Here is a 24,123-nt window from a genome sequence, read left to right as displayed (position 1 = left end):
TCATCATGGACCGAAACTTACTCACCATTGGCTGTGCGTTGTGTTTCACGACGTGCGGCCTTGCACCAGTCGCGCAGGCCGCCGAGCAGGCGCCGACTGTGTTTGAAGACGTCGGCGCCCTCAAGCTGCAACCCGTCGACGACACCGTCCTCGCCAACCAGACCGGCAAAGGCATTGTCGGGGACATCATCTCGGGCGTCGTCATTACCCTGCTGTCGCAATGGCAGTTGCCGAACGGCGCCACCGCTGCCGCCTCGGGCGCGCTCTCGATCGTCACCAACGCGCTCAACCAGCCGAGCGTCCAGTTCAATTCATCGGCCTCCGTGACCGGCCCGACCGGACCATCGGGCAGCGGAGCCAACCACAACGCCAGCGCGAGCGGCGGGCAGAACGTCAACGTCAACGGCGTCTCGCAAATCGCTCAGGTGGCCGGCAACGGCAACCTCGGCACCAACCAGGCGCTGATCGATTTCGACGCCTCGCCGGGCAGCCTGACGGGCGGCGCCTATAACAACGCAACGGCGGCGGCCGCAAGCAATGCGAACGGCTCGGTGAAAGCCTCCGTGAGTCTCGCCAACGGCGGTATTTCGATCGCGCTGCAAACGCCGGCCGGTATCGCCACCCAGACCATCGCGCCGAGCAGTGCACAACAAGCCGGCATGATCGCCCAACTCTTGCAGATCGCAGGCAATAACCAGCAAGTCGCCAACCAGTTGCAATTGCATTTGCAGACACAGCAGATGTCAGCCGCGATGCTGCGCCAGTTGGGGGCCCTTCAAGCCCTGCAGAACACCGTAAGGAGATAACACGGGCCGCCACCCGCTCAAGACAGAGACCAAGCACCAAAGCAGTACCAAAACGACCGCGCGAAGCTAAGGAGACATGCGACACGTGGTCAGAATACCGGGGGAACAAAAAATGATCAGATTCTCAAGGACCGGTACGCCACGCATGGCGTTAGCGGCCATTCCGGCCGCAGCCATGCTGTTTGCGCTATCGCAGGGGGCCAGCGCGCAGGCGCTCGCCGATCAATCCGTTGAAGACCGGCTGAACACGCTGATGCGCGTCGTCAGCGAACAGCAGAAGCAGATCATCTCACTCGAACGGCAGGTCACGAATCTCGAGATGGCGCAACGCGGCCGCGGTGCGCCGGGCTATGGCGAGCCGACCGGCGACGCCGCGGTCGCCGAGCAACCCGGCGCGGACGGCCTGCCTGTGCCGCTGCCGCCACTGGCCCAGGTGAACCCGGGCACACCCGCGCCCGGCAGCGCCACAGGTACCGCGACGGGCGTGCCTGTCAATCCGCCGGTGCCTGACAACGGCGGCGGAGGCAGCCTGCCGGCTGCAACCGACGGCAGCGGCGCGGTCGGCCAGACGCAGAAAGCCGCGCAACCGGTGCGCACGCAGGCCGAAGACGCCGTGGTGCAGAACCAGCAGCACACGCCGCTGTTCGAGCACAAGCTAACCATGGACTGGGGCATCAGCGACACCTACTACGATCGCCGCCAGTTGCAACTGTCCGGCTTCCTCGCGCTCGACGCGATTTTCCTCGGCAACATCAACCTCGGCGAAACCAAGTCGCACCAGGTGATGGCCGACCTCGATACGCGCTACGGTCTGACCGACCGCATCAGCGTCGACGTCGACGTGCCCTACGTCTACCGGCACAGCAACTTCATCGTCGGCGGGGCTGGCGGCGCCGCGAATACGGTCTCGGACGCCTCGGCGAATTCGAGCGACATTGGCGACGTCAACTTCGGGATTTACTACCAGATCCTGAAGGAAACCAACAGCCTGCCGGACCTGGTCGGCAGCCTGCGCATCAAGGCGCCGACCGGCTCGTCGCCGTTCGGCATCAAGCTGGCGCAGGTGGATGCCGACAACACCAACCTCGTCGCGCCCACCAAGCTGCCCACCGGCACCGGCTTCTGGAACATCACGGCGGGTCTGTCGGTGTTGAAGACCTACGATCCGGTCGTGCTGTTCGGCAGCGTTTCGTACACCTATAACATTGCCCGCTCGTTCTCCGACATCTCGTCGGTGATCGGCCAGACCGAACCCGCGACGGTCAAGATCGGCGACGTCGTGCAGTTCGGCGGCGGCGTCGCCCTGGCATTCTCGGACAAGGACTCGGCCAGCATCTCGTACACGATGGCGCTGGAACCCGAGTCGCAAACCAAGGCGCCAGGCGGCACTTATTCGAAGGTGCCAGGCAGCGAAACCACCGCCGCCGCATTGACCTTCGGCCTGAATCACGTAGTGAACAAGCACTTGACGATCAACGGCTCGGTGTCGGTCGGCCTCACGCCCGACACGCCGAACTTCGTGATCGGCGTGCGTTTTCCCTACACCTTTTGACGTGCCAACAATACGAGGCTGATCGTGCGCGAATCACCCCATCTGAGCAGCGTGGCCTTGCCCTCCGGCACTCATCTGTCGATTGCCCGGGCGCCGGAAGGTCCTGTGACACGAGCAACGGGCGTCCTCGGGGGACGCCCATCGGAAGTCTCTTTGGCGCGTCCTCAGGAGGCCGTTGTGGAGCGCTTGCACGAACCCTCTACCACCGCGAAAGGGAGCGGTCTGCCGCACGCGCAGACCGAGCGGACACTGCTCTACGTCGCGCGCACGCCGGACGAGGGGCTCAGCGCGCATCTGAAAAGCCGTGGCTGGCACGTGATGGTGGCCCGCTCGGCGCATGAGGTTGCGCGCCTGCTCAAGCCGGACGTGGTCTGCGCCGGCATCGCCGACCTCGCCAGCTTTGCGCCGCGCGATCTTGGCGGACTCGAAGCGAGCTTGCGTCAACAGCAGATTGGCTGGATCGCGCTCGTTACTTCGGAGCGCCTCGCCGACCCGGGTGTGCGGCGCCTGATCCGCCACTACTGCTTCGACTACGTCAAGACGCCGGTGGCCAACATCACGATCGACTACCTCGCCAGTCACGCATTCGGCATGGTGACGCTGTGCGATGTCGACGAGATTCCGCCTGCCGCGCCCGCCGCGGCAGACGACGAAGACGAAATGGTCGGCACCTGCGAAGCGATGCAGCAACTGTTCCGCACCATTCGCAAAGTCGCCAATACCGACGCCAGCGTGTTCATCTCGGGCGAATCCGGTACCGGCAAGGAACTCACCGCGCTGGCGATTCACGAGCGCTCGCCGCGCCGCAAGGCGCCGTTCATCGCGATCAACTGTGGCGCGATTCCGCATCATCTGCTGCAGTCCGAACTATTCGGCTATGAACGCGGCGCGTTCACCGGCGCGAACCAGCGCAAGATCGGCCGGGTCGAGGCGGCGGACGGCGGCACCCTGCTGCTCGACGAAATCGGCGACCTGCCGATGGAAAGCCAGGCAAGCCTGCTGCGCTTTTTGCAGGAAGGCAAGATCGAGCGGCTTGGCGGGCGCGAATCGATCCAGGTGGATGTGCGCATCATCTCGGCGACTCACGTGGATCTCGAGGTCGCGATGCGCGAAGGACGGTTCCGCGCCGACCTGTTTCACCGCCTGTGCGTGCTGCGTGTCGACGAACCGCCGCTGCGCGCCCGCGGCAAGGACATTGAGATTCTTGCGCATCACATCATGCACAAGTTCAAGACCGACAGCGCGCGCAAGATCCGCGGCTTTACGCCGTCCGCGATCGAGGCGATGTACAACTACAGCTGGCCCGGCAATGTGCGCGAACTGATCAACCGGGTGCGCCGCGCGATCGTGATGGCGGAAAACAAACTGATTTCCGCCGACGATCTCGACCTCGCGCAGTTCACCGAGCAACAGACGATGAGCCTCTCGCAGGCGCGCGAAGCCGCCGAGAAGCGCGCGATCGAAGCCGCGCTGCTGCGGCATCGTCACCGGTTGAACGAGGCGGCGACCGATCTGAACATTTCGCGCGTCACGCTATACCGGCTGATGGGCCAGCACGGCTTGCGGGATCCGAGCGCCGCCGACGAGAAAGCGTCGCTCGAGGCGTTCGCCACCGGCGAGCCCGCGCATGAATGAGGGGGAGCCTGGCTGGGCGCACCTGGCCGGGGGCACCTGGCTGGGCGCACCTGGCGGGAGCACCGGCTAGGCGCGTCTAGCAGGGAGCGCCTGGGCGGAGGCGCTCAGCCGGTCGCACCAGGCCCTGGCGGCTGACGTAGCAGCGCCGTCTTTCACCTCAGGTAGAATCGTCCTGGTTACGTTCCCCTTTCCATTCGATGACGACGCTCACCCTGATCGTCGCTCGCGCCAATAATGGCGTGATCGGCCGCGACAACCAGTTGCCCTGGCGACTTCCCGAAGACCTCGCGTTCTTCAAGCGCACCACGATGGGCGCGCCCATCATCATGGGCCGCAAGACGCATGAATCGATCGGCCGGCCGTTGCCGGGACGCCGCAACATTGTCGTGACACGGGACGCCACGCGGCGCTTCCAGGGCTGCGACGCGGCTACCACGCTCGAAGACGCGCTCACGCTCGCCGCTCAGGACCAGGCACCGGAAGCGTTCCTGATCGGCGGCGCGCAGCTGTATGCGGAAGGCCTGCGTCAGGCCGACAAACTCATCATCACCGAGATCTCAGCCGACTTTGAAGGCGACGCCACATTCCCGGATCTCGACGAAAACGAATGGGAAGAAGTCGCCCATGAGACCCATCGTGCGGACGCGCCGAACGACTTCGATTACGCGTTCGTAACGTACAAGCGCAAGGGTGCATGAGGGTTGTTGCAGGTTGTTGCACCGAGCCTGAGCGACGGCCCACGCTTCTGGCGTGAAGATTCGCGCATTCATCCTTTGCCCTCAGCCACCACGCGCGCATAAAAAACGCCACGCAGTTGCATGCGTGGCGTTCTGGTTTCCAGCCTTTTTAGCGCTCTTTCCAGCCGCTTACTGACCCGCGATCGTCATCCGTTCGATCAGCACCGAGCCCGTTTCCTTGGTGCCGCGCGTGATCGTATCCGCGCCGATTGCGACGATATGCCGGAACATTTCCTGCAGCGTGCTCGCCACGGTGATTTCCTCGACCGGATACTGGATCTTGCCGTTCTCGACCCAGAAGCCCGACGCGCCGCGCGAATAATCGCCCGTCACGTAGTTCACGCCCTGCCCCATCAGTTCGGTCAGCAGCAGGCCCGTGCCGAGCTTCTTCAGCATTTCTTCGAAGTCGTCTTCCGGACGCGTCTTCGAGCTGCGCAGCGACAGATTGTGCGAGCCGCCGGCGTTGCCGGTGGTCTGCATGCCGAGCTTGCGCGCCGAGTAGGTGGAGAGGAAATAGCCTTCCACCACGCCGTCCTTCACCACCGAACGTTGTTTGGTGCGCACGCCTTCTTCGTCGAACGGCGCGCTGCCCATGGCACGCGCGACATGCGGATCTTCGACCACCTGGATGTGCGGCGCAAAGACCGGCTTGCCGAGGCTATCGACGAGGAACGACGTCTTGCGATACAGCGCGCCGCCGCTGGTTGCCTGCACGAACGCGCCGAGAATGCCGGCGGCGAGCGGCGCTTCGAACAGCACCGGCACCTTGCGCGTGTCGAGCCCGCGCGCGCCGATGCGCGACAGCGCCCGTTGCGCCGCATAACGGCCCACTGCTTCCGGGTCGGCCAGGTCTGCCGCGCTGCGGGTCGACGTGTACCAGTCGTCGCGCTGCATGTTGCGGCCGCTGCCGGCGATCGGCGCACACGCGATGTAGTGGCGCGAGTACGGATAGCCCGCGAGGAAGCCACGCGAGGTGGCCAGCACGAATTGCGAGTGCTGCGCGGAAACGCTCGCACCCTCCGAATTCTTGATCTGCGGGTCGGTGGCGAACGCTGCGTCTTCCGAGCGGCGGGCGATTTCGACCGCTTCGTCCGCGGAGAGATTCCACGGGTGATACAGATCGAGATCGCGCGGTGCGGTTTCGAGCAAGTCTGCTTCGGCGAGACCCGCGCAGTCGTCTTCCGCCGTGAAGCGGGCGATGTTGTACGCCGCCGCGACCGTGTCCTTCAAGGCCTGCGACGAAAAGTCCGAGGTGCTCGCGTTGCCGCGCTTGTTGCCGATGAACACCGTCACGCCGACCATCTTGTCGCGGTTGTGTTCGATCGTCTCGACTTCGCCGCGCCGCACGGAGACCGACAGGCCGTCGCCTTCGGAAATCTCGGTCGCCGCGTCGGTGCCGCCGAGCGACTTCGCGTGACGAAGGATGTCCGAGGCGATTTCCTTCAGTTCATCCTGGGTATGCGGAAAAAAGCGCTGCTTGACGTCCATGTCTGCTGCCATTGTCGTTGCCGTCCTGTTCGGGGCCGCGCGGCCCTGTGTGTTCGCCCATGCCACGCAAGTGCGCCCGCATTTTTGCGCGCGCCTTTTGCGTGCCCGGTTGCATGCTCATTTGCGTAGTGTTTGCGTAGTCACGCATCCCGCGATCATAGCAAGGTACGCGAACCTGTACCTGGCATTCGCTGAGCGTTGTTTTGCCTCGGCGTAGTGGCGGCGCCGTCGTCGCATTGCGATGGCTTTGTGCCGGTCTGGTCCTGGATGACCGGGCTGGGCGGGCTTGCAAAAAACCGCGCCGGAAGCCTTGTGCACAGCAGCACGGCGGGTTGGGAGGGCGCGGCACGCTACAATATCGGTATGACACGCAAAACCCGCATTCAACCCATCGAATCCGCCGAGCCGGAAGTCGACGAGAACGGCTACGACCGCCCCAGCAAGTCCCAGCTCAAGCGCGAAATGCACGAGCTGCAGGAACTGGGCTCGGCGCTGATCGCCCTGCCCAAAGACGCGCTCAAGCGCATGCCGATGCCCGAAAAGCTCGACGACGCCGTGCGTGAAGCGCGCCGCATCACCGACCACGAAGGCAAGCGCCGCCAGGTGCAGTACGTCGGGCGCGTGATGCGCTCGCTGCTGGAAGAGGAAACCGCCGCGCTGCGCACCGCGCTCGACACCTATAACGGCGTCAACAAGGCGGAAACAGCCAAGCTCCACTGGATCGAACGCACCCGCGAAAAACTGCTCGCCGACGACGCCGCGCTGACCGAATTCATCCGCCAGCACCCGAACGCCGATCCGCAGCAGGGCCGCACGCTGATCCGCAACGCCCGCAAGGAAGCGCAGCAAAGCAAGCCGCCACGCTACTTCCGTGAGCTGTTCCAGTGGATCAAGAACGCCGACGGCCCGTCCGCCGACACCGATTCCGAGGCAGAAGACGCGCAGGAAGACGACGATGACGACCGCGACGCCTAATGTGGCAACTGATGTGACAAGCGGGGCCGCACGCCAGGCGACACGCCGGCATCCCGATGAAATCGTGATCGGCCTGGTGTCGATCAGCGACCGCGCGTCTACTGGCGTGTACGAGGACAAAGGCATTCCGGCGCTGCAGGAATGGCTCGGCGCCGCTTTGAGCTCGCCGTTTCAGGTGCTCACGCGCCTGATTCAGGACGACGCGGCCACGATCTCCGCCACGCTGATCGAACTGGTCGACGAAGTGGGTTGCGATCTGGTGCTGACCACCGGCGGCACGGGTCCGTCGCGCCGCGACGTGACGCCGGAAGCGACTCTCGCGGTAGCGACGAAGGAAATGCCGGGTTTCGGCGAGCAGATGCGGCAAATCAGCCTGAATTTCGTGCCGACCGCGATTCTGTCGCGCCAGGTGGCCGTGATTCGCGAAACCGCGCAACACGCGGCGCTGATCATCAATCTGCCCGGCCAGCCGAAGTCGATCAAGGAAACACTGGAAGGTTTGCGCGACACCGAAGCGGGCGGCGCTGTGAAGGTGCCGGGCATTTTCGCCGCGGTGCCCTATTGCATCGACCTGATCGGCGGCCCGTATATGGAAACGAACGCCGACGTGGTGAAGGCGTTCCGGCCGAAGAGCGCGGTGCGCGCGCCTCGGCAGGCTTGAGTCCGACGCTGCTGCGGCGCGGCGTTATTGCACCGTCAGTCAGCATCGTCGTAGCTGCGGCAGCGTGAATTCCGCCGCCGCAGTACCCGGAGCCGTGACGGGTTTACTCCGCCGCCGCCCCTTCCGGCGCTGCCGGAATCAGGAAGTGTTCGCGGTAGTACTTCAGCTCGTCGATCGATTCGTGGATGTCGGCCAGCGCCGTGTGCATCGCGCGTTTCTGGAAACCCTTGTAGATCGCCGGCTGCCAGCGGCGGCACAGTTCCTTCAGGGTGCTGACGTCGAGATTGCGGTAATGGAAGACGCGCTCCAGATCCGGCATCCAGCGCGCCATGAAGCGACGGTCCTGACAGATCGAATTGCCGCACATCGGCGACTTGCCCGGCGGCACATAAGCGGCCAGAAAGTCGCGGATCTGCTCGGTGGCGTCGGCTTCGCTCACCGTCGACGCCTTCACGCGGTCGATCAGACCCGAGCGGCCATGCGTGTTCTGGTTCCACTGATCCATTCCGGCGAGCGTCGCGTCGCTCTGATGAATCGCCAGCACCGGTCCCTCGACCAGCCGGTCGAGCGTCGAATTCGTCACCACCACCGCGATTTCGATGATGCGGTCGGTGTCCGGTTCGAGTCCGGTCATTTCCATGTCCAGCCAGACGAGATTCATGTCGCTGCGCACGAGCGGCGGCTGTTCGGTGGATGCGAGGATGTCAGTCATGAAGGCAACCCTGAGGGCCGGGCAAACCGCTTCACTGGAAGCAGATTCGCCGCGGCGATTGTTCGTATGAGATTGGCTTGAGCCGGTTTGGGCCGATTTTGGCTTACCGCTCCCGCCGCCAGGCGGGAAGAAACATATAATTCTCGCATAGTTACCACGGAATCCCCGGATGCCCACCCTGTACTTCACTGTTCTGTTCGTCGTCGCCGTCGTGGCGATGGTCGGCACCAAACTGTGGCTCGCGTCGCGGCAGATCCGCTTCGTCGCCGGCCATCGCGACCAGGTGCCGAGCCAGTTCTCCGGCACCATCGCGCTCACCGCGCACCAACGCGCCGCGGACTACACCATCGAACGCACCCGGCTCACGATGATCGAGGTCGTCGTCGGCGCCGCCGTCCTGATCGGACTGACCCTGCTAGGTGGCGTCCAGGCGCTCGATCTGGCGATCTCCGACTGGTTCGGCCGCGGTTATGTCGGCCAGATCGCGCTGGTCGCGGCGGTGATTGCGATCACCGGCCTGCTCGATCTGCCGTTCGAGTACTACCGGCAATTCGTGGTCGAGCAACGCTTCGGCTTCAACCGGATGAGCAAGAGTATTTTCTTCACCGACCGTATCAAGGGCGTGCTGCTCGGCGTGGTGCTGGGCCTGCCGCTGCTGTTCGTCGTGCTGTGGCTGATGGACCAGGCCGGCAACCTGTGGTGGTTGTGGGCGTGGTTCGTGTGGGTGGGATTCCAGCTGCTGGTGCAGTTCATCTTCCCGACTTTCATCGCGCCGCTCTTCAACAAGTTCGAGCCGCTCAAGGACGAGGCGCTTGCCGGTCGTATCGAAGCATTGATGAAGCGCTGCGGCTTCGCGGTGCGCGGCCTGTTCGTGATGGACGGCAGCCGCCGCAGCGCGCACGGTAATGCCTATTTCAGCGGTTTTGGCGCCACCAAGCGGATCGTCTTCTTCGACACGCTGCTCGCGCGCCTGTCCGGCAACGAGATCGAAGCCGTCCTCGCGCACGAACTCGGCCACTTCAAGCGCCGCCACATCCTCAAGGGGATGCTGGTCGCTTTCGCTATTAGTCTGGTCATGCTCGCCCTGCTCGGCTGGCTGGTGCAGCAAGTCTGGTTCTTCGAGGGGCTAGGTGTGCGGCCGTCGCTGCTCGGCGGCAACGGCGGACTCGCGCTGGTGTTGTTCCTGCTCGCGCTGCCGGTGTTTCTGTTCTTCGTCACACCGCTTGGCAGCCTCACCTCGCGCAAGCACGAGTTCGAAGCCGACGCCTTCGCTGCCACGCAAACCGATGCACAAGACCTCGTGAACGCGCTCGTCAAGCTGTATGAGGACAACGCGTCGACCCTGACGCCCGATCCGCTCTACACCGCGTTTTATTATTCGCATCCGCCGGCGTCGCAGCGAATCGACCGCCTGCTGCGGCACGCATGAGCGGCCGCTCCCCGAAAGCGCCGCGCGCGCCGTCCAGCACACGCGTGGGCGGCCTCGTGATTGCCGCTCATGGACGCCACTACCTGGTCGCGCCGGAAGACGGCAGCCCGATGCTCCAGTGCTTCCCGCGCGGCAAGCGCAGCGAGGTGGCCGTGGGCGATCGCGTGATTTACGAGCCGACCTCGGCCGATCAGGGTGTGATCGTCGAGATCGGCGAACGCCGCAATCTGTTGTATCGCTCGGATCAGTACAAGTCGAAGCTGTTTGCCGCGAATCTCGATCAGTTGCTGATCGTGCTCGCGACCGAGCCGCATTTCAGCGAGGACCTGCTCGGCCGCGCACTGGTGGCCGCCGAGGCGAACGAACTGAAGCCGTTGATCGTGCTGAACAAGATCGACGTGACCGGCGCGCTGGAGGGCGCGCGCAAACGGCTCGAATCGTATCGCGCGCTCGGCTACACGGTGGTCGAGGTATCGATCAAGACGCAGCCCGAGGCCGCTCGCGCTCTTCTGATCGAGCATCTGCAAGGCCATTCGACGCTGCTGCTCGGTCAATCCGGCATGGGCAAATCGACCTTGGTGAACCTGCTGATTCCCGATGCCGAAGTCGCCACCCGCGAGATATCGACCGCGCTGAACAGCGGGCGGCATACCACGACTTTCACGCGGCTCTACCCGTTGCCGGGCAGCCACGGCGGCGCGCTGATCGATTCTCCGGGCTTCCAGGAATTCGGTTTGCATCATCTGACCGAGGGCCGGCTCGAACGCGCGTTCCCCGAGTTCCGGCCGCTGCTGCCGAACTGCCGCTTCTACAACTGCCATCACTTGCAGGAGCCGGGCTGCGCGATTCTCGAAGCGGTCGCCGATGGGCAGATCCGGCGTGAACGGCATGCGCTCTATGCGCAACTGGTGCACGAAGCCAGCCAGATCGTGCGCTAACGCGCGTCGCCATCAACCCATGGATTCACGATGAAATTGATGCGCGCGCCGAATCTGATCATCGGGCAACACTGGGTGAATGTACTGGAGGCGGCGGGCATCGCCTGTGAGTTGCATAACCGTTACCTGAACGGCGCACTCGGCGATATTCCGGCGGATCAATGCGCGCCGGAGCTATGGCTCGTCGACGAGCGCGACGAAGCGATGGCGAGACGTTTGATAGATGCGGCCTCGCATGGACCGGCGCCAGGTTCGCCTTCATGGCAATGCCGCCAGTGCGGAGAGACGCTCGAAGCACAGTTCACCGTGTGCTGGCAGTGCGGGACGGCGCGCAATCCGCTGGATGGGTGAAGCCACCTGGACTCTGGCGCCAGACCTTAAGGTCATTGCGGCATAAGCAAGAAAGCCGGGTAAGAACCCGGCTTTCTCTATTGCATCATGCGTTAGCTGCCCCGCGGCTTCAGGCCAGCCACACCGCGATCGTCAGCATCAGCAGCAGGATCATCCATAGCACCACCGCGCGCCAAACGAGACCCACGGCCGATTGCAGCGTACGCGGCGTGCAGTCGTCGCCGACCTGCATCGGGCCGCCATCGCCGGTGGCGAGCGCGTCAAGGCTCGACTGCTCGGCGAGCGGACCGCTCAGACGCGCACCGAGCGCCCCACTGCCCGCGGCCAGCAGCACGCCGTCGTTCGCATCCGGCCATTGACGCGCGTGGTTGCGCCACGCATAAATCGCGTCTTCGAAATTGCCGACAATCGCAAAGCCCAGCGACGTGAGCCGCGCCGGCACCCAGTCGATCACGAAAAAGGCACGCTGCGCGAAACTCGAAAACGCGACTGTGCGATCGTCGACCGGCCGGGCCCATGCACGTGCCAGATACTCGGCAATCCGATACAGCACCGCGCCCGCCGGCCCAACCGGAATCAGGAACCAGAAGAACACGCCAAACACATGCCGATGCGAGGCAACCACCGCGTGAATCAGCGTATGACGCACGATTTCACTGACGGGCATGTCGACGGTATCGAGCCCGGTCCATTCATTCAGGATCTCACGCGCGCGCGGCACATCGTCGTTGTTCAACGCGAGGTGGATATCCGTGAAGTAGTGGCTGAACTGCCGGAAGCCGAGCGTGAAGTACAACACCGCGACGTTCCACAGGAACGCCAGCGCAAAGTGGATGTGGTAAAGCACGTAGTAGACGAGCGCGACAGCCAGTGTCCACGGCACCACCACCACGAGCCACGCGAGCAGGCCGTGCTTGGGTTTGCCGGCATCGAATCCGTGCGCCGCCGACTCCGCATGGTATTGAAGCAGCGCGGACACCGGATTGTTCGGCGACAGTGCGCGTACCTGTTCAATGATCAGAGCCAGCAATACGGAGAAAAAAGTCATGCGATGCGCCGTGCTTTTCGAGTTTTACGATTGTTTTATAACGATAGCACAGGGTCGGATGCGACTGAGCGCAGACGTTGACAAACACTCAACAACTGCACAGGTCGCCGCGGCCTATGCCGCGAGAAAGCGATAGAAGTTGCGCAGCATCGCCGCTGTCGCGCCCCAGATGAAATAATGGCCGCCCATTTGTACCTCGCGATCCCCAGCATCCACCGACGCCGCCCGCGGATAAGGCATGGCGAAAAAGCGCCGCTCGCCGCCTTCGTAACGAAACACGCGCTCTTCGTGATGCGCGGGGTCCATCAGAAAAGCCAGCGGCACTTCAAACACATCGGCTACTTCGAGTGCATCCACTTTCAACGCGAAGGGCGGATGCACAAGACTGATCACGGGCGTCACGCGAAACCCTGTGCCCGTCAGATAGTCGGGCAAGGCACCGAGAATTTCAACGCGCGACGGATCGAGACCGACTTCTTCCTGCGCCTCACGCAATGCCGTGGCGGTCGCGTCGGCGTCGAAAGGCTCATGGCGGCCACCGGGAAAGCTCACCTGGCCGGCGTGGTCGTTCAGATGGTCGGCACGTTGGGTCAGGAGCACGGTGAGACCGTTCTCGCGCACGACCAGCGGCACCAGCACGGCGGCAACGCGCGGATCGACGTGCTGATCGCGCCAGGGTGCTTCGATGATCGGCTCAGGCGTCCAACTCAGACGCTGTTCGAAACGCGCGCGCAGGCCATCAGGCGTCAGGCGCGCGGCAACCACCGGCGGCAGATCGGCGCCCGTCGCTTCGACAGGTAGAGTTTCAGGCTCAAAGACGGGGCGGATCAACGGGTTTCTCGGAATGAGCGGATAGGGGACATTCCGCTATTTTGACCTGGCAAACAAAAAAGCACCCGCGAGGGGTGCTTTTTCTTACAGCTTTTACGCTTCCGGAGCAGCGCGGTCTTTCTTGGCGACCAGCTTTTCCTTGATCCGAGCCGACTTGCCCGAACGGTCGCGCAGGTAGTACAGCTTCGCACGACGCACATCGCCACGACGCTTCACGACGATGCTTGCCAGCAGCGGCGAGTACGTCTGGAACGTACGCTCGACGCCTTCGCCCGACGAAATCTTGCGGACGATGAACGACGAATTCAGACCACGATTACGCTTGGCGATCACGACGCCTTCGTAAGCCTGAACACGCTTACGCGTACCTTCAACCACGTTCACGCTGACGATCACCGTATCGCCGGGGGCGAATTCGGGGATGGTCTTCTCGCCGAGGGCGCGGCCGATTTCTTCCTGCTCGAGTATTGCAATCAGATTCATCACTGACTCCTAAATCCATCTTGTCGACGTTCGTACCTGCCTCACGCTGGTTTTACCTGTTGCGTTCGGCTACGGCCCCGATAGAGGATGGGTTCACATCTGGCGCCGTACACGCATGTGCGGCACCGCCTATGTCCGCTCGAAAGACCGAGGCTTTACGCCTTCGACGCTTCCTTCGCGAGACTCGCAAGCCATGCCTCGTCGGCACGGCTCAACATCTTGTTCTTTCTGGCCTTCACGATCAGATCGGGCCGTTTGTTCAACGTGTTGCGCAAGGCCTCACGTCGGCGCCATGCCACGATTTCCGCATGATGGCCGCCGAGCAGCACATCGGGCACACGCACACCGTCGTACTCCTCCGGACGCGTGTAATGCGGACAATCCAGCAGCACGTCGACGAAACTGTCCTGCACCGCCGATTGAGAGTCGTTCAGCACGCCGGGCAACTGACGCACCACAGCATCCATCAAGGCCATTGCAGGCAATTCGCCGCCGGACAGCACGAAGTCGCCGAGGCTGACTTCTTCGTCGACAACACGGTCGAGCAAACGCTGATCGATCGCTTCATAGCGCCCGCACAACAGGATCAGGCCGGGCTCGGCCGCGAACCGCATGACACGATCGTGATTGAGCGTGGCGCCTTGCGGCGACATCATCACGACGCGCGGTGCGCCGATGCCCTGCTCCGCCTGCGCCGCTTTCGCGGCACCGATCGCGTCTTCCAGAGGCTTGGCCAGCATGACCATGCCGGGGCCGCCGCCGTAGGGGCGATCGTCGATTGTGCGGTAGTTGTCTGTAGTGAAATCGCGTGGATTCCACGTACGCAACCCGTAGCGCTCCTGCTTCGCCGCACGGCTGGTGATACCCCAGTCGGTCAGCGCACGAAACATGTCAGGAAAGAGCGTCACGACATCGAACTGCATCGCTCTCTCCAGTCAGCGAGTTATTTAGTAATCAGCTTCCCAGTCGACGATGATCTGCTTCGCCGCCTGATCCACCGTTTTGACAAAGACGCCGACGAACGGGATCAAACGCTCGCCGGTGACCGGCTTACCGCTTTTGTCAGTATCCGGATATTCGATGCGCAACACCGAATGCGCACCGTTGTCGATCATGTCTGCAACCTTACCGAGGTGAACCCCGGCAACGTTCACCACATCCAGGCCGAGCAGGTCGACCCAGTAGAATTCGTCGGCCCCGAGAGCCGGAAATTCGCTGCGGCTGATATAAACGCGCGTGCCGCGCAATGCCAGCGCCACATCGCGGTCAGAGACGCCGCCCAGATGGGCAACGATACTGTCGCTATGCGTTTTGGCCTGTAATGACGGCGCCGACTTGCGCTCGTGGCCTTTCAGCAACCACCAGCGCTTCGCGCTTAGCAACGCGTCTCCGCCATGTCCGGCATCCGCGTGCGCGGCTACCTTGACCCAGCCTTTGAGGCCGTAAGCGTCGACGATTGCACCGACCTCGACCGCATCGGCCGGCCAGCTTTCCACCGTTTCCACTCGCATTTCTGCGGCGCCGGAAGCGGCGTTTGCAACTTTGGCTTTCGCCTTGCCTTCGGCTCCTTCGACCGGCTTGCGGACGAATGCACCGAACGGCGTCTGATCAGACGTCTTCGCGCGCGGGGCTGCCGCTTTTGCCTTGACGCGACCTGGACCGCCGGAATCACGCTCAGACATAACAGAACCTCACTGCCGACTTCGACGTCTGCTTCAGCAAAACTCGCGCATCGGACTGCTCACGCAAGCTGCGCGAGCCGCCGGCCGAACCGACGACGATACGCATGCTAGCTACCATTAAGCAGCCGGCTGCGCCTTTTGCGCTTCTTTCACGAGACGCTCGACGGTCGGCGACAGTTGTGCGCCAACGCCTTGCCAGTACGTCAGGCGGTCTTGAGCGATACGCAGCGACTCACCCTTCGTAGCGACCGGGTTGTAGAAGCCAACGCGTTCGATGAAGCGGCCGTCACGACGGTTACGCGAATCGGTTGCGACGATGTTGTAGAACGGGCGCTTCTTGGAGCCGCCACGAGCCAAGCGGATGATGACCATATTAGAATCCTTGAAAACCGGGGTGCGGAACGACTGAAACACGCGATTATAGCGGGAAACCGACGCCATAACAAACACTTACGGGGATAAACTGAGTATCCGGGTTGCGCCAGTCATACAGGCGGGTGGCCTGGACCGCGCCAAAACGCCCGAATACCCTGACGGAGCGCCCATGAAACTCCTGCTGCCGCCCGCGTTTTTTTTCGTCACACGCGCCATCTTTCGACCAATCGCCGATTTTTTGCTGCTCAGCGGCGCGCCGCGAGCCATCCGCGTTTGGGCACTGCGGACTGGCATAGCGTTGTTGCTCGCGGCAACTGCCCTGCCGGCACTGGCCGCGCTGCCGGTCGAGCGCATCAAGCTGCCGCCGGGCTTCCATATCGAAGTCCTGTCGGACGCGGTACCCAGCGCACGGGGCATGGCGCTCTCGCCGAAAGGCGTCCTCTATATAGGCAGCCTCGACGGCCACATCTACGCGCTTGAATTGCGCGACGGACGCGTGACAGCGCGTCACGTGATCGCCTCCGGACTGGAAACACCAGCGGGCGTAGCGTGGCGGGATGTCGCACTGTATGTGTCCGCGGTATCGAAAATTCTACGCTTCGACGCGATCGACGCCCATCTGAACGACCCGCCCAAGCCCGTTGTCGTCACCGACAAACTGCCGGCAGAGACGCATCACGGCTGGAAATTCATCGCTTTCGGGCCAGATGGCAAGCTATACGTGCCGCAAGGCGCACCCTGCAACGTCTGCCTGAAAGACCGCGACCGCTTCGGCCTGATTGGCCGCATGGACCCGGACGGCAGCCACTATGAAGTGGTGGCGCGCGGCGTTCGCAACACGGTCGGCTTCGCGTGGCATCCGGTGACGCACGAACTGTGGTTCACCGACAACGGCCGCGATCTGATGGGCGACGACGTACCGGACGACAAGCTCAACCGCGCGCCGCGCGTCGGCATGGATTTCGGTTTTCCGTACTGCCACGGCGGCGACACGCCCGACCCCGAATTCGGCAAGGACCACCCCTGCAGCGCCTTCACGCCGCCGGTTGTCAAACTCGGCGCGCACGTGGCCTCGCTCGGCATGCGTTTTTACACCGGTTCGATGTTTCCGGCCGCCTATCGGGACAGTATTTTTATCGCCGAACACGGCTCGTGGAACCGCAGCAAGAAGGTCGGCTACCGCGTCGTGCGGGTGATCACCGACCCTGACGGCCGCAACGCACGCCAGGAAGTCTTTGCCGAAGGCTGGCTCCAACCGGGCGAAACGGTATGGGGCCGCCCGGTTGACGTGCAACCGATGCCTGACGGTTCACTCCTGATCAGCGACGACTACGCCGGCGCGGTCTACCGCGTGACCTACTCGGCACCTTGACCGTAGCCGCGCTCACCTGTCACGTGAGCGCCACCACACGGCGTGGCGTAGAATGCGCGACGGTCCGCGCCGCCGGCGCGCCGCTCCTTTCGACCGCCTGTCACTCTGCTCTCGCCTACATGTCCACCCTTGCTTCGACTTCCTCGCATTTCAGATCCAAGACGATTACCGCTGCGCTGGCATTCTTCTTCGGCAGCCTCGGCGCCCACCGCTTCTATCTGTACGGCAAGCGTGACATTTACGGCTGGGCTCATCTGCTCGGCACGCTAATCGGGATTCCAGGCGCCCTGCTGGTGGTGGCAAGCGAGCGAGCCTCCATGCCCGGTTGGGTGCTGGCGTTTTTCGGCGCTGTTTCGCTGCTCTCCGCTTTTCTGGCAGCGATCGTCTATGGCCTGCGCCCGGATGAAAAATGGGACGCGCAGTTCAATGCGCACACTCAACGCAAGAGCCGCTCGGGCTGGACCGTCATTTTCATCGTGATCTTTTCCCTGCTGATCGGGGCGTTCCTGCTGATGACGGGCCTCGCAATCTCATTTCAGACTTACTTCGAAAGTCAGGTCCAGGCGGCCAAGGCGCTGTCGCAATGATCTGCCGCGCACCGCGCTAGAAAAGCCTCAACTGGGGATTCTCGCGCGGCGGCTCAGGACGCGCCAATTCGGCCCGACGAAAGTGCGACATATCCAGAATGCCGCGATCGCGCTGGTTTAGCCCGAGCCGGCGTGCGGCCTGATGGAAGCGTTGTTTCAGCAAATCTGCCCATAGCCCCTCTCCCTTCATGCGAGTGGAGAAGTTCGAGTCGTAGTCCTTCCCGCCCCGCATATCGCGCACGCGGCTCATCACACGATCAGCACGATCGGGGAAATGCGCCGCGAGCCAATCTTTGAATAGCGGCGCGACTTCCCACGGCAGGCGCAACACGATGTAGCTCGCATTGCTTGCGCCGGCCTCGGCACAAGCTTCCAGCACGCGCTCCATGTCCTGCTCGGTGACGAACGGAATCACCGGCGCAATGCTCACGCCAACGGGAATACCCGCCTCGCTCAACGTACGGATGGTGCGCAATCGACGCGACGGCGTGGCCGCACGCGGCTCGAGCGTGCGCGCGATATCCGCATCGAGCGTGGTGATGGTGATAGCCGCCATGAACTGCCCGCGCGCCGCCATGGGTGCGAGCAGATCGAGATCGCGCTCGATCAGCGACGATTTGGTGATCGCCGCAAATGGATGACCCCGCTCGCTGAGCACTTCGATCACCCGCCGCGTAAGCCGCAAATCACGTTCGGCGGGCTGCCAGGCGTCGGTAATGACGCCCAGCGCGATCGGCTCGGGTACATAGGACTTCTTCGACAACTCGCGTTCGAGCAATTCGGGCGCGTTGATCTTCGCGTAAATGCGGCTTTCGAAGTCGAGACCGGGCGAGAGCCCCAGATAACTATGCGTGGGCCGAGCGAAGCAATAGATACAGCCATGCTCGCAGCCCCGATACGGGTTCAGCGATACGCTGAACGGAATATCCGGCGACGCATTGCGCGTGAGAATGGTCTTGGCCCGCTCTTCGAAAACCTGCGTGCGCAGCACCTTGGGTTCGCCGTCTTCCTCTGACGACGACAGCCAGCCGTCGTCCACCCCTTCGCGCTGGTCGACTTCGTAACGGCCTTGCATGTTCGTCACCGCACCGCGCCCCTTGCGAGGCGTGGGCGGAGCGATTGGGAATTCGTTCGCTGAGTGGGGGTCGGAATCGGTCACGGCTGGAGCACGCAAAAAACAGGAAACGGCGCAAAACACCTGTATAAATATACAGTGTTTACGCCGTTTGTCGAGCCCAGCTACGGACCTTCGCAGTCACCTAATCGCCAACCGCGATCGTCAGCGTTTCCTTGATCTCTTCCATCACCACATAGCTCTTCGACTGCACCGCGCCGGGCAGTTGCAGCAGGATGTCGCCCAGCAGTTTGCGGTAATCGGCCATTTCGCCAATGCGCGCCTTGATCAGATAGTCGAAGTCGCCTGACACGAGGTGGCACTCCAGCACCTCGGGAATCTTCTGCACTTCGCGGCGGAACTGGTCGAACATGTTGCCGCTTTTGTGATCGAGCGTGATCTCGACGAACACCAGCAGCGCGGCGCCCAGCTCAGCCGGGTTGACACGTGCGTGATAGCCGGTGATCACGCCATCACGCTCCATCCGCTTGACGCGCTCGATACACGGCGTAACCGACAGCCCAACCTGTTCGGCGAGGTCTTTCATCGCCATTCGGCCGTCCTGCTGCAGGAGCCGCAAGATCTTGTGATCGAGTTTGTCGAGAGCCCGGATCGGTTGGCGTTGTGTGCGCATGGTGTTTTTGCTGAAAATTCTGAAAATACAATAACAAAACCTACCTGACTGTTAATAGTATAGCGGTTAACACTGGGTGATCCGCGTTACACCTCGTCAATCGAATGAATGCCAACGAATCGACGAGCGCGGCGCCCTCAGACCTTTCTCTGGAGCAGCTATGCGAGTTGTCGTTTTGGGCAGTGGCGTCGTCGGTGTGACGAGTGCTTATTATCTGGCGCGTGCCGGTCACGAAGTCACGGTGATCGATCGCGAGGCCGGCCCGGCGCTCGAAACCAGCTTTGCCAATGCCGGCCAGATCTCGCCGGGCTACGCGTCGCCGTGGGCCGCACCAGGCGTGCCGCTGAAGGCCGTCAAGTGGATGTTCCAGAAACATGCGCCGCTGGCGATCCGCCTCGACGGCACGCAATTCCAGTTGCAATGGATGTGGCAGATGCTGCAGAACTGCACGTCGTCGCGTTATGCCGTGAACAAGGGCCGCATGGTCCGCCTCGCTGAATACAGCCGCGATTGTTTGCAGGCGCTGCGCGCCGAAACCGGCATCCAGTACGAAGGCCGCACCGGCGGCACGCTGCAGGTGTTCCGCACGCAACAACAGTTCGACGGCGCCGCGAAAGACATCGCCGTGCTGCAGGAAGCCAACGTGCCGTATGAATTGCTGTCGTCGGCCGAACTCGGGCAAGCCGAACCGGCGCTCGCCGCTGTCTCGCACAAGCTGACGGGCGGTCTGCGCCTGCCGGGCGACGAAACCGGCGATTGCCAGATGTTCACCACGCGCCTCGCCGCGCTGGCCGAACAGCTGGGTGTCAAGTTCCGCTACAACACGCCGATCGACGCACTCGCCATGGCGGGCGACCGTATCGCGGGCGTGCAATGCGGCGATGAACTGGTGCGCGCGGATTCGTTCGTCGTGGCGCTCGGTTCGTACTCGACGAAATTCCTGTCCGGCCTCGTGAAGATTCCGGTCTACCCGCTCAAGGGTTATTCGATCACCGCGCCGATCGTCAACGAGGCGTCCGCACCGGTTTCGACCGTGCTCGACGAAACCTACAAGATCGCGATCACGCGCTTCGACGACCGGATTCGCGTCGGCGGCATGGCGGAGATCGTCGGTTTCGACAAATCGTTGCGCGAGGCGCGCCGCGAAACGCTGGAACTGTGCGTGAACGATCTGTTTCCGGGCGGCGGCGATACGTCGAAGGCCAGCTTCTGGACCGGCCTGCGTCCGATGACGCCGGACGGCACGCCGATCGTCGGCCGCACCCCCGTGCCTAACCTGTTTTTGAACACGGGTCACGGCACGCTGGGATGGACCATGTCGTGCGGCTCGGGCCAATTGCTGGCCGACGTGATGTCGGGCAAGCAACCGGCAATCAAGGCTGACGATCTGTCGGTGCATCGCTATCTCGGCGAGACCGGCGGCGCACATCGCCCGGCTTATGCATAAGGATTAACCTGGATTAACGTTTCAACGCTTCGCGAGCGGTTGCGCCGGTTCGTCATCACAGACAGACCGGCCTGACAAAGACAAACGGCGCCCCGAACAGGGCGCCGTTTGTCTTTTTATGCGTGAGCCTTCACTACATGGCTCGACAGCAATGCAGCATCAGAACTGATCTTCGGACAGCGCCAGCACGCTCTCCCCACCCTTCGCCGTGACAATCGACGCTTCCAGGGCCGAAGCCAGCGGCAGCACATGCTCAGCGTAGAACTGCGCGGTGGCGACCTTCGCGCCGTAGAACGACGGATCCTCGGCGCGCTTTTCAGCCGCCACGAGCAACGCGCGCGCCATCTGCCAGCCGCCCAGCACAATGCCCGCCAGCTTCAGATACGGCACACTGCCGGCGAACACCGCGTTCGGATCGCTCTTCGTGTTGGCGACAACGAAATCGATCACCGCGGCGAGCGAACGATGCCCCTGCGCCAGATACGTCTTCATCGATTCGAACGCCGCGCCTTGTTGCGCACCGAGCGCCTCGATCGTTTCGGCGACGCCGGCCAGCAGCGCCTTCGCCACCTTGCCGCCGTCACGCAAAGTCTTGCGGCCGATCAGGTCGTTGGCCTGGATCGCGGTCGTCCCTTCGTAGATCGGCAGAATGCGCGCGTCGCGGTAGTACTGCGCTGCACCGGTTTCTTCGATGAAACCCATGCCGCCATGAACCTGCACGCCGAGGCTCGTCACGTCGATCGACAGTTCCGTGCTCCAGCCCTTCACGATCGGCACGAGGTATTCGTAGATCGCCTGATGTTCGGCACGCCTGGCTTCGTCGGGGTGACGATGCGCGATATCGCAGTGAGCCGCGGCGACATACGCCAACGCGCGCGACGCCTCGGTGAGACCACGCATCGTGGCGAGCATGCGACGCACGTCCGGGTGCTGAATGATCGCCACCGACTGTTTCGCGGAGCCATCCACCGGCCGGCTCTGCACGCGATCCTTCGCATACGCCACAGCCTTTTGATAGGCACGATCCGACACGGCAACGCCTTGCATGCCCACCGCGAAACGCGCCGCGTTCATCATGATGAACATGTACTCGAGGCCGCGATTTTCTTCGCCGATCAGGTGGCCGATCGCGCCGCCGTGATCGCCGAATTGCAGCACCGCCGTCGGGCTCGCCTTGATGCCGAGCTTGTGCTCGATCGACACGCAATGGACGTCGTTACGCTCGCCGAGCGAGCCGTCTTCGTTGACCAGAAACTTCGGCACGATGAAAAGCGAAATGCCCTTGACGCCTTCCGGTGCATTCGGCGTGCGCGCCAGCACGAGATGGGCGATGTTCTGCGCCATGTCGTGCTCGCCCCACGTAATGAAGATCTTGGTGCCGAAGAGCTTGAACGAACCGTCGCCTTGCGGCTCTGCGCGCGTGCGTACCAGGGCGAGATCGGAGCCGGCTTGCGGCTCGGTCAGATTCATCGTGCCGGTCCACTCGCCGGAAATCAGCTTGGGTACGTAGGTTTGTTTCTGCTCTTCGCTGCCCGCCGTGAGTAGCGCCTCGATGGCGCCATCCGTGAGCAGCGGGCACAGCGCGAACGACAGGTTCGACGCGTTCAGCATCTCGATACACGCTGTAGCGATCAGCTTGGGCAGACCCTGGCCTTCGTAGTCGAGCGGATGTTGCACGCCTTGCCAGCCGCCTTCGCCGAACTGGCGGAACGCATCCTTGAAACCGGGCGTCGCGGTAACCACGCCGTCCTTCCAGCTGCTCGGATTGCGGTCGCCTTCCACGTTCAAGGGCGCCAGCACTTCACCGCACAGTTTCGCCGATTCGTCGAGCACGGCCTGAGCCGTGTCGAGGTTCGCGTCTTCGAAGCCCGGCAGCGTCGCGATGTCTTCGAGACCGGCCAGTTCTTTCATCACGAACAGCATGTCCTTGATGGGCGCCGTATAGCTCATTTCAGTTCTCCTCCTGCCTGTCGATAAAAAAAGGGCGCCGGACTTGATAGGTCCTGCGCCCTTTCGTGTGCTGCCAGACGCCTTGTAACCGGCGCTACGGCGCTTAGCCGAGCTCGCTCACGAGTTCCGGCACGACCGTGAACAGATCACCCACCAGACCATAATCGGCGACGCTGAAAATCGGCGCTTCCGGGTCCTTGTTGATCGCCACGATCACCTTCGAGTCCTTCATACCGGCCAGATGCTGGATCGCACCGGAGATGCCGACCGCCACGTACAGTTGCGGCGCGACGATCTTGCCGGTCTGGCCGACCTGATAGTCGTTCGGCACGAAGCCCGCATCGACCGCTGCACGCGATGCGCCCAGCGCCGCGTTCAGCTTGTCGGCCAGCGGCTCCAGCACCTTGGTGTAGTTCTCGCCGTTGCCGAGACCCCGGCCACCCGAGACGATGATCTTCGCCGAGGTCAGTTCCGGACGGTCCAGCTTCGTCACTTCACGGCTGACGAACTGCGACAGGCCGCTGTCGGCGGCTGCTTCGATCTTCTCGACCGCTGCGCTGCCGCCTTCTGCTGCGACCGCATCGAAACCCGTCGTGCGAACCGTGATGACCTTGATCGGATCAGCCGATTGCACCGTCGCGATTGCGTTGCCGGCGTAGATCGGGCGCTCGAACGTGTCGGCGCTGTCCACGGCGGTGATGTCGCTGATCTGTGCGACGTCGAGCTTCGCGGCGATACGCGGCGCGATGTTCTTGCCGTAGGCAGTCGCCGGCGCGAGGATGTGCGTGTAGTTCTTCGCGATGTTCAGCACTGTCGCTTCGACGTTTTCCGCGAGGCCCGCTGCCAGTTGCGGCGCGTCGGCCAGCAACACCTTGCTCACGCCCGCAATCTTCGCTGCCGCATCCGCCGCGGCCTGTGCGTTTTCACCTGCGACCAGCACATGAATGTCGCCACCGATCTTCTGTGCCGCTGCGATCGTGTTCAGCGTCGCGGCTTTGATCGATGCACCGTCGTGTTCAGCAATTACCAGATTCGTCATTTCGTCCGTCTCCTCACAGCACCTTGGCTTCGGTCTTCAGCTTCTCGACCAGCGTCTTCACATCCGGCACCTTCACACCGGCGGAGCGCTTCGGCGGCTCGACAACCTTCAGCGTCTTCAGGCGCGGCGTCACATCAACGCCGAGGTCTTCCGGCTTGACGACTTCCAGCGGCTTCTTCTTCGCCTTCATGATGTTCGGCAGCGTCACGTAGCGCGGCTCGTTCAGGCGCAGATCGGTGGTGATCACAGCGGGCAGGCTCAGCGACAGCGTTTCCGC

25 protein-coding genes are annotated in these 24,123 nt (G+C 63.0%); 12 read left to right on the top strand and 13 right to left on the bottom strand.

Going from position 1 to position 24,123, the window contains the following annotated elements; translation table 11 throughout:
- The first annotated feature begins 5 nt into the window (after positions 1–5).
- The 4 genes from BCY88_RS10285 (at position 6) to BCY88_RS10270 (ending at position 4,691) form a co-directional block, all read left to right on the top strand.
- Positions 6–806: a peptidase C39 gene (locus BCY88_RS10285; RefSeq protein WP_120344158.1), complete on the top strand. Its 801-nt coding sequence runs from the start codon at positions 6–8 to the stop codon at positions 804–806.
- Between the two features lie 112 nt (positions 807–918).
- Entirely contained in the window at positions 919–2,358 is a 1,440-nt protein-coding gene (locus BCY88_RS10280) for a hypothetical protein (RefSeq protein ID WP_259461361.1), read from the top strand.
- Positions 2,359–2,382: 24 nt separating this feature from the next.
- Entirely contained in the window at positions 2,383–3,993 is a 1,611-nt protein-coding gene (locus BCY88_RS10275; RefSeq protein WP_259461360.1) for a sigma-54 dependent transcriptional regulator, read from the top strand.
- A 197-nt stretch (positions 3,994–4,190) separates the two neighbouring features.
- A complete protein-coding gene (locus tag BCY88_RS10270; RefSeq protein WP_120344156.1) occupies positions 4,191–4,691 on the top strand; it encodes a dihydrofolate reductase in 501 nt (166 codons plus the stop codon).
- 168 nt (positions 4,692–4,859) lie between these two features.
- Here the strand turns inward: BCY88_RS10270 and pmbA are convergent, their stop codons facing one another.
- Positions 4,860–6,230 (bottom strand): metalloprotease PmbA, encoded by a 1,371-nt coding sequence (gene pmbA, locus BCY88_RS10265; protein WP_074282596.1) that lies wholly within the window; start codon positions 6,228–6,230, stop codon positions 4,860–4,862.
- A 351-nt stretch (positions 6,231–6,581) separates the two neighbouring features.
- Between pmbA and yjgA the strand changes: the two genes are divergently transcribed.
- The gene (gene yjgA / locus BCY88_RS10260) at positions 6,582–7,193 is read left to right on the top strand and encodes a ribosome biogenesis factor YjgA (protein WP_120344284.1); all 612 of its coding nucleotides are present in this window, start codon (positions 6,582–6,584) and stop codon (positions 7,191–7,193) included.
- Positions 7,174–7,854, top strand: a complete 681-nt coding sequence (gene mog / locus BCY88_RS10255; RefSeq protein WP_120344155.1) for a molybdopterin adenylyltransferase — start codon at positions 7,174–7,176, stop codon at positions 7,852–7,854. The genes yjgA and mog overlap by 20 nt, the downstream gene beginning before the upstream one ends.
- A gap of 103 nt (positions 7,855–7,957) precedes the next feature.
- On the opposite strand, the gene orn is transcribed toward mog, so the two are convergent.
- On the bottom strand, positions 7,958–8,566 hold the full coding sequence (orn, locus tag BCY88_RS10250; RefSeq protein WP_120344154.1) for an oligoribonuclease: 609 nt from the start codon (positions 8,564–8,566) through the stop codon (positions 7,958–7,960).
- A 169-nt stretch (positions 8,567–8,735) separates the two neighbouring features.
- On the opposite strand from orn, the gene BCY88_RS10245 reads away from it, so the two are divergent.
- The 3 genes from BCY88_RS10245 to BCY88_RS10235 are packed head-to-tail and all read left to right on the top strand — an operon-like array spanning position 8,736 to position 11,284.
- A complete protein-coding gene (locus BCY88_RS10245) occupies positions 8,736–9,995 on the top strand; it encodes a M48 family metallopeptidase (protein ID WP_120344153.1) in 1,260 nt (419 codons plus the stop codon).
- Positions 9,992–10,933: a ribosome small subunit-dependent GTPase A gene (rsgA, locus tag BCY88_RS10240; protein WP_120344152.1), complete on the top strand. Its 942-nt coding sequence runs from the start codon at positions 9,992–9,994 to the stop codon at positions 10,931–10,933. Before BCY88_RS10245 ends, rsgA begins: the two co-directional genes overlap by 4 nt.
- Positions 10,934–10,963: 30 nt before the next feature.
- Positions 10,964–11,284 carry a putative signal transducing protein gene (locus BCY88_RS10235; protein WP_120344151.1) on the top strand — a complete coding sequence of 107 codons (321 nt, stop codon included), beginning with the start codon at positions 10,964–10,966 and terminating at the stop codon, positions 11,282–11,284.
- Positions 11,285–11,393: 109 nt separating this feature from the next.
- Here BCY88_RS10235 and BCY88_RS10230 read toward each other — a convergent pair whose 3' ends face one another.
- The 6 genes from BCY88_RS10230 to rpsP all read right to left on the bottom strand — a co-directional run bounded on the left by BCY88_RS10230 (position 11,394) and on the right by rpsP (position 15,700).
- Complete coding sequence (locus tag BCY88_RS10230) at positions 11,394–12,332, bottom strand: CobD/CbiB family protein (RefSeq protein WP_120344150.1); 939 nt, start codon at positions 12,330–12,332, stop codon at positions 11,394–11,396.
- Between the two features lie 114 nt (positions 12,333–12,446).
- Complete coding sequence (locus tag BCY88_RS10225; protein WP_120344149.1) at positions 12,447–13,163, bottom strand: CoA pyrophosphatase; 717 nt, start codon at positions 13,161–13,163, stop codon at positions 12,447–12,449.
- Positions 13,164–13,256: 93 nt separating this feature from the next.
- Complete coding sequence (gene rplS, locus BCY88_RS10220) at positions 13,257–13,646, bottom strand: 50S ribosomal protein L19 (protein WP_012433948.1); 390 nt, start codon at positions 13,644–13,646, stop codon at positions 13,257–13,259.
- A gap of 155 nt (positions 13,647–13,801) precedes the next feature.
- The gene (gene trmD / locus BCY88_RS10215; protein ID WP_120344148.1) at positions 13,802–14,569 is read right to left on the bottom strand and encodes a tRNA (guanosine(37)-N1)-methyltransferase TrmD; all 768 of its coding nucleotides are present in this window, start codon (positions 14,567–14,569) and stop codon (positions 13,802–13,804) included.
- Between the two features lie 24 nt (positions 14,570–14,593).
- The gene (rimM, locus tag BCY88_RS10210; RefSeq protein ID WP_120344147.1) at positions 14,594–15,328 is read right to left on the bottom strand and encodes a ribosome maturation factor RimM; all 735 of its coding nucleotides are present in this window, start codon (positions 15,326–15,328) and stop codon (positions 14,594–14,596) included.
- Between the two features lie 117 nt (positions 15,329–15,445).
- Positions 15,446–15,700 (bottom strand): 30S ribosomal protein S16, encoded by a 255-nt coding sequence (gene rpsP / locus BCY88_RS10205; RefSeq protein ID WP_006050280.1) that lies wholly within the window; start codon positions 15,698–15,700, stop codon positions 15,446–15,448.
- 172 nt (positions 15,701–15,872) lie between these two features.
- On the opposite strand from rpsP, the gene BCY88_RS10200 reads away from it, so the two are divergent.
- Together BCY88_RS10200 and BCY88_RS10195 are read left to right on the top strand one after the other, a co-directional pair.
- Positions 15,873–17,075, top strand: coding sequence for a PQQ-dependent sugar dehydrogenase (locus tag BCY88_RS10200; protein ID WP_120344146.1), 1,203 nt, complete (start codon positions 15,873–15,875; stop codon positions 17,073–17,075).
- A 119-nt stretch (positions 17,076–17,194) separates the two neighbouring features.
- A complete protein-coding gene (locus BCY88_RS10195) occupies positions 17,195–17,662 on the top strand; it encodes an NINE protein (RefSeq protein WP_120344145.1) in 468 nt (155 codons plus the stop codon).
- 16 nt (positions 17,663–17,678) lie between these two features.
- Here the strand turns inward: BCY88_RS10195 and BCY88_RS10190 are convergent, their stop codons facing one another.
- Both BCY88_RS10190 and BCY88_RS10185 read right to left on the bottom strand, forming a co-directional pair.
- Positions 17,679–18,821: a PA0069 family radical SAM protein gene (locus BCY88_RS10190; protein ID WP_120344144.1), complete on the bottom strand. Its 1,143-nt coding sequence runs from the start codon at positions 18,819–18,821 to the stop codon at positions 17,679–17,681.
- A gap of 100 nt (positions 18,822–18,921) precedes the next feature.
- Complete coding sequence (locus tag BCY88_RS10185) at positions 18,922–19,410, bottom strand: Lrp/AsnC ligand binding domain-containing protein (protein ID WP_054036112.1); 489 nt, start codon at positions 19,408–19,410, stop codon at positions 18,922–18,924.
- A 160-nt stretch (positions 19,411–19,570) separates the two neighbouring features.
- Between BCY88_RS10185 and BCY88_RS10180 the strand changes: the two genes are divergently transcribed.
- Complete coding sequence (locus BCY88_RS10180) at positions 19,571–20,857, top strand: D-amino acid dehydrogenase (protein WP_120344143.1); 1,287 nt, start codon at positions 19,571–19,573, stop codon at positions 20,855–20,857.
- A 159-nt stretch (positions 20,858–21,016) separates the two neighbouring features.
- Here BCY88_RS10180 and BCY88_RS10175 read toward each other — a convergent pair whose 3' ends face one another.
- The 3 genes from BCY88_RS10175 to BCY88_RS10165 form a co-directional block, all read right to left on the bottom strand.
- On the bottom strand, positions 21,017–22,807 hold the full coding sequence (locus BCY88_RS10175; RefSeq protein WP_120344142.1) for an acyl-CoA dehydrogenase: 1,791 nt from the start codon (positions 22,805–22,807) through the stop codon (positions 21,017–21,019).
- A 103-nt stretch (positions 22,808–22,910) separates the two neighbouring features.
- Positions 22,911–23,846, bottom strand: coding sequence for an electron transfer flavoprotein subunit alpha/FixB family protein (locus BCY88_RS10170; RefSeq protein WP_120344141.1), 936 nt, complete (start codon positions 23,844–23,846; stop codon positions 22,911–22,913).
- A 13-nt stretch (positions 23,847–23,859) separates the two neighbouring features.
- The coding region (locus BCY88_RS10165; protein ID WP_404935684.1) for an electron transfer flavoprotein subunit beta/FixA family protein at positions 23,860–24,123 on the bottom strand (264 nt) is incomplete at its 5' end.

The sequence above is a fragment of the Paraburkholderia fungorum genome, from assembly GCF_003610895.1.
Taxonomy (GTDB): Bacteria; Pseudomonadota; Gammaproteobacteria; order Burkholderiales; family Burkholderiaceae; genus Paraburkholderia; species Paraburkholderia fungorum_B.
This window is presented reverse-complemented; position numbering and strand designations above follow the sequence as displayed.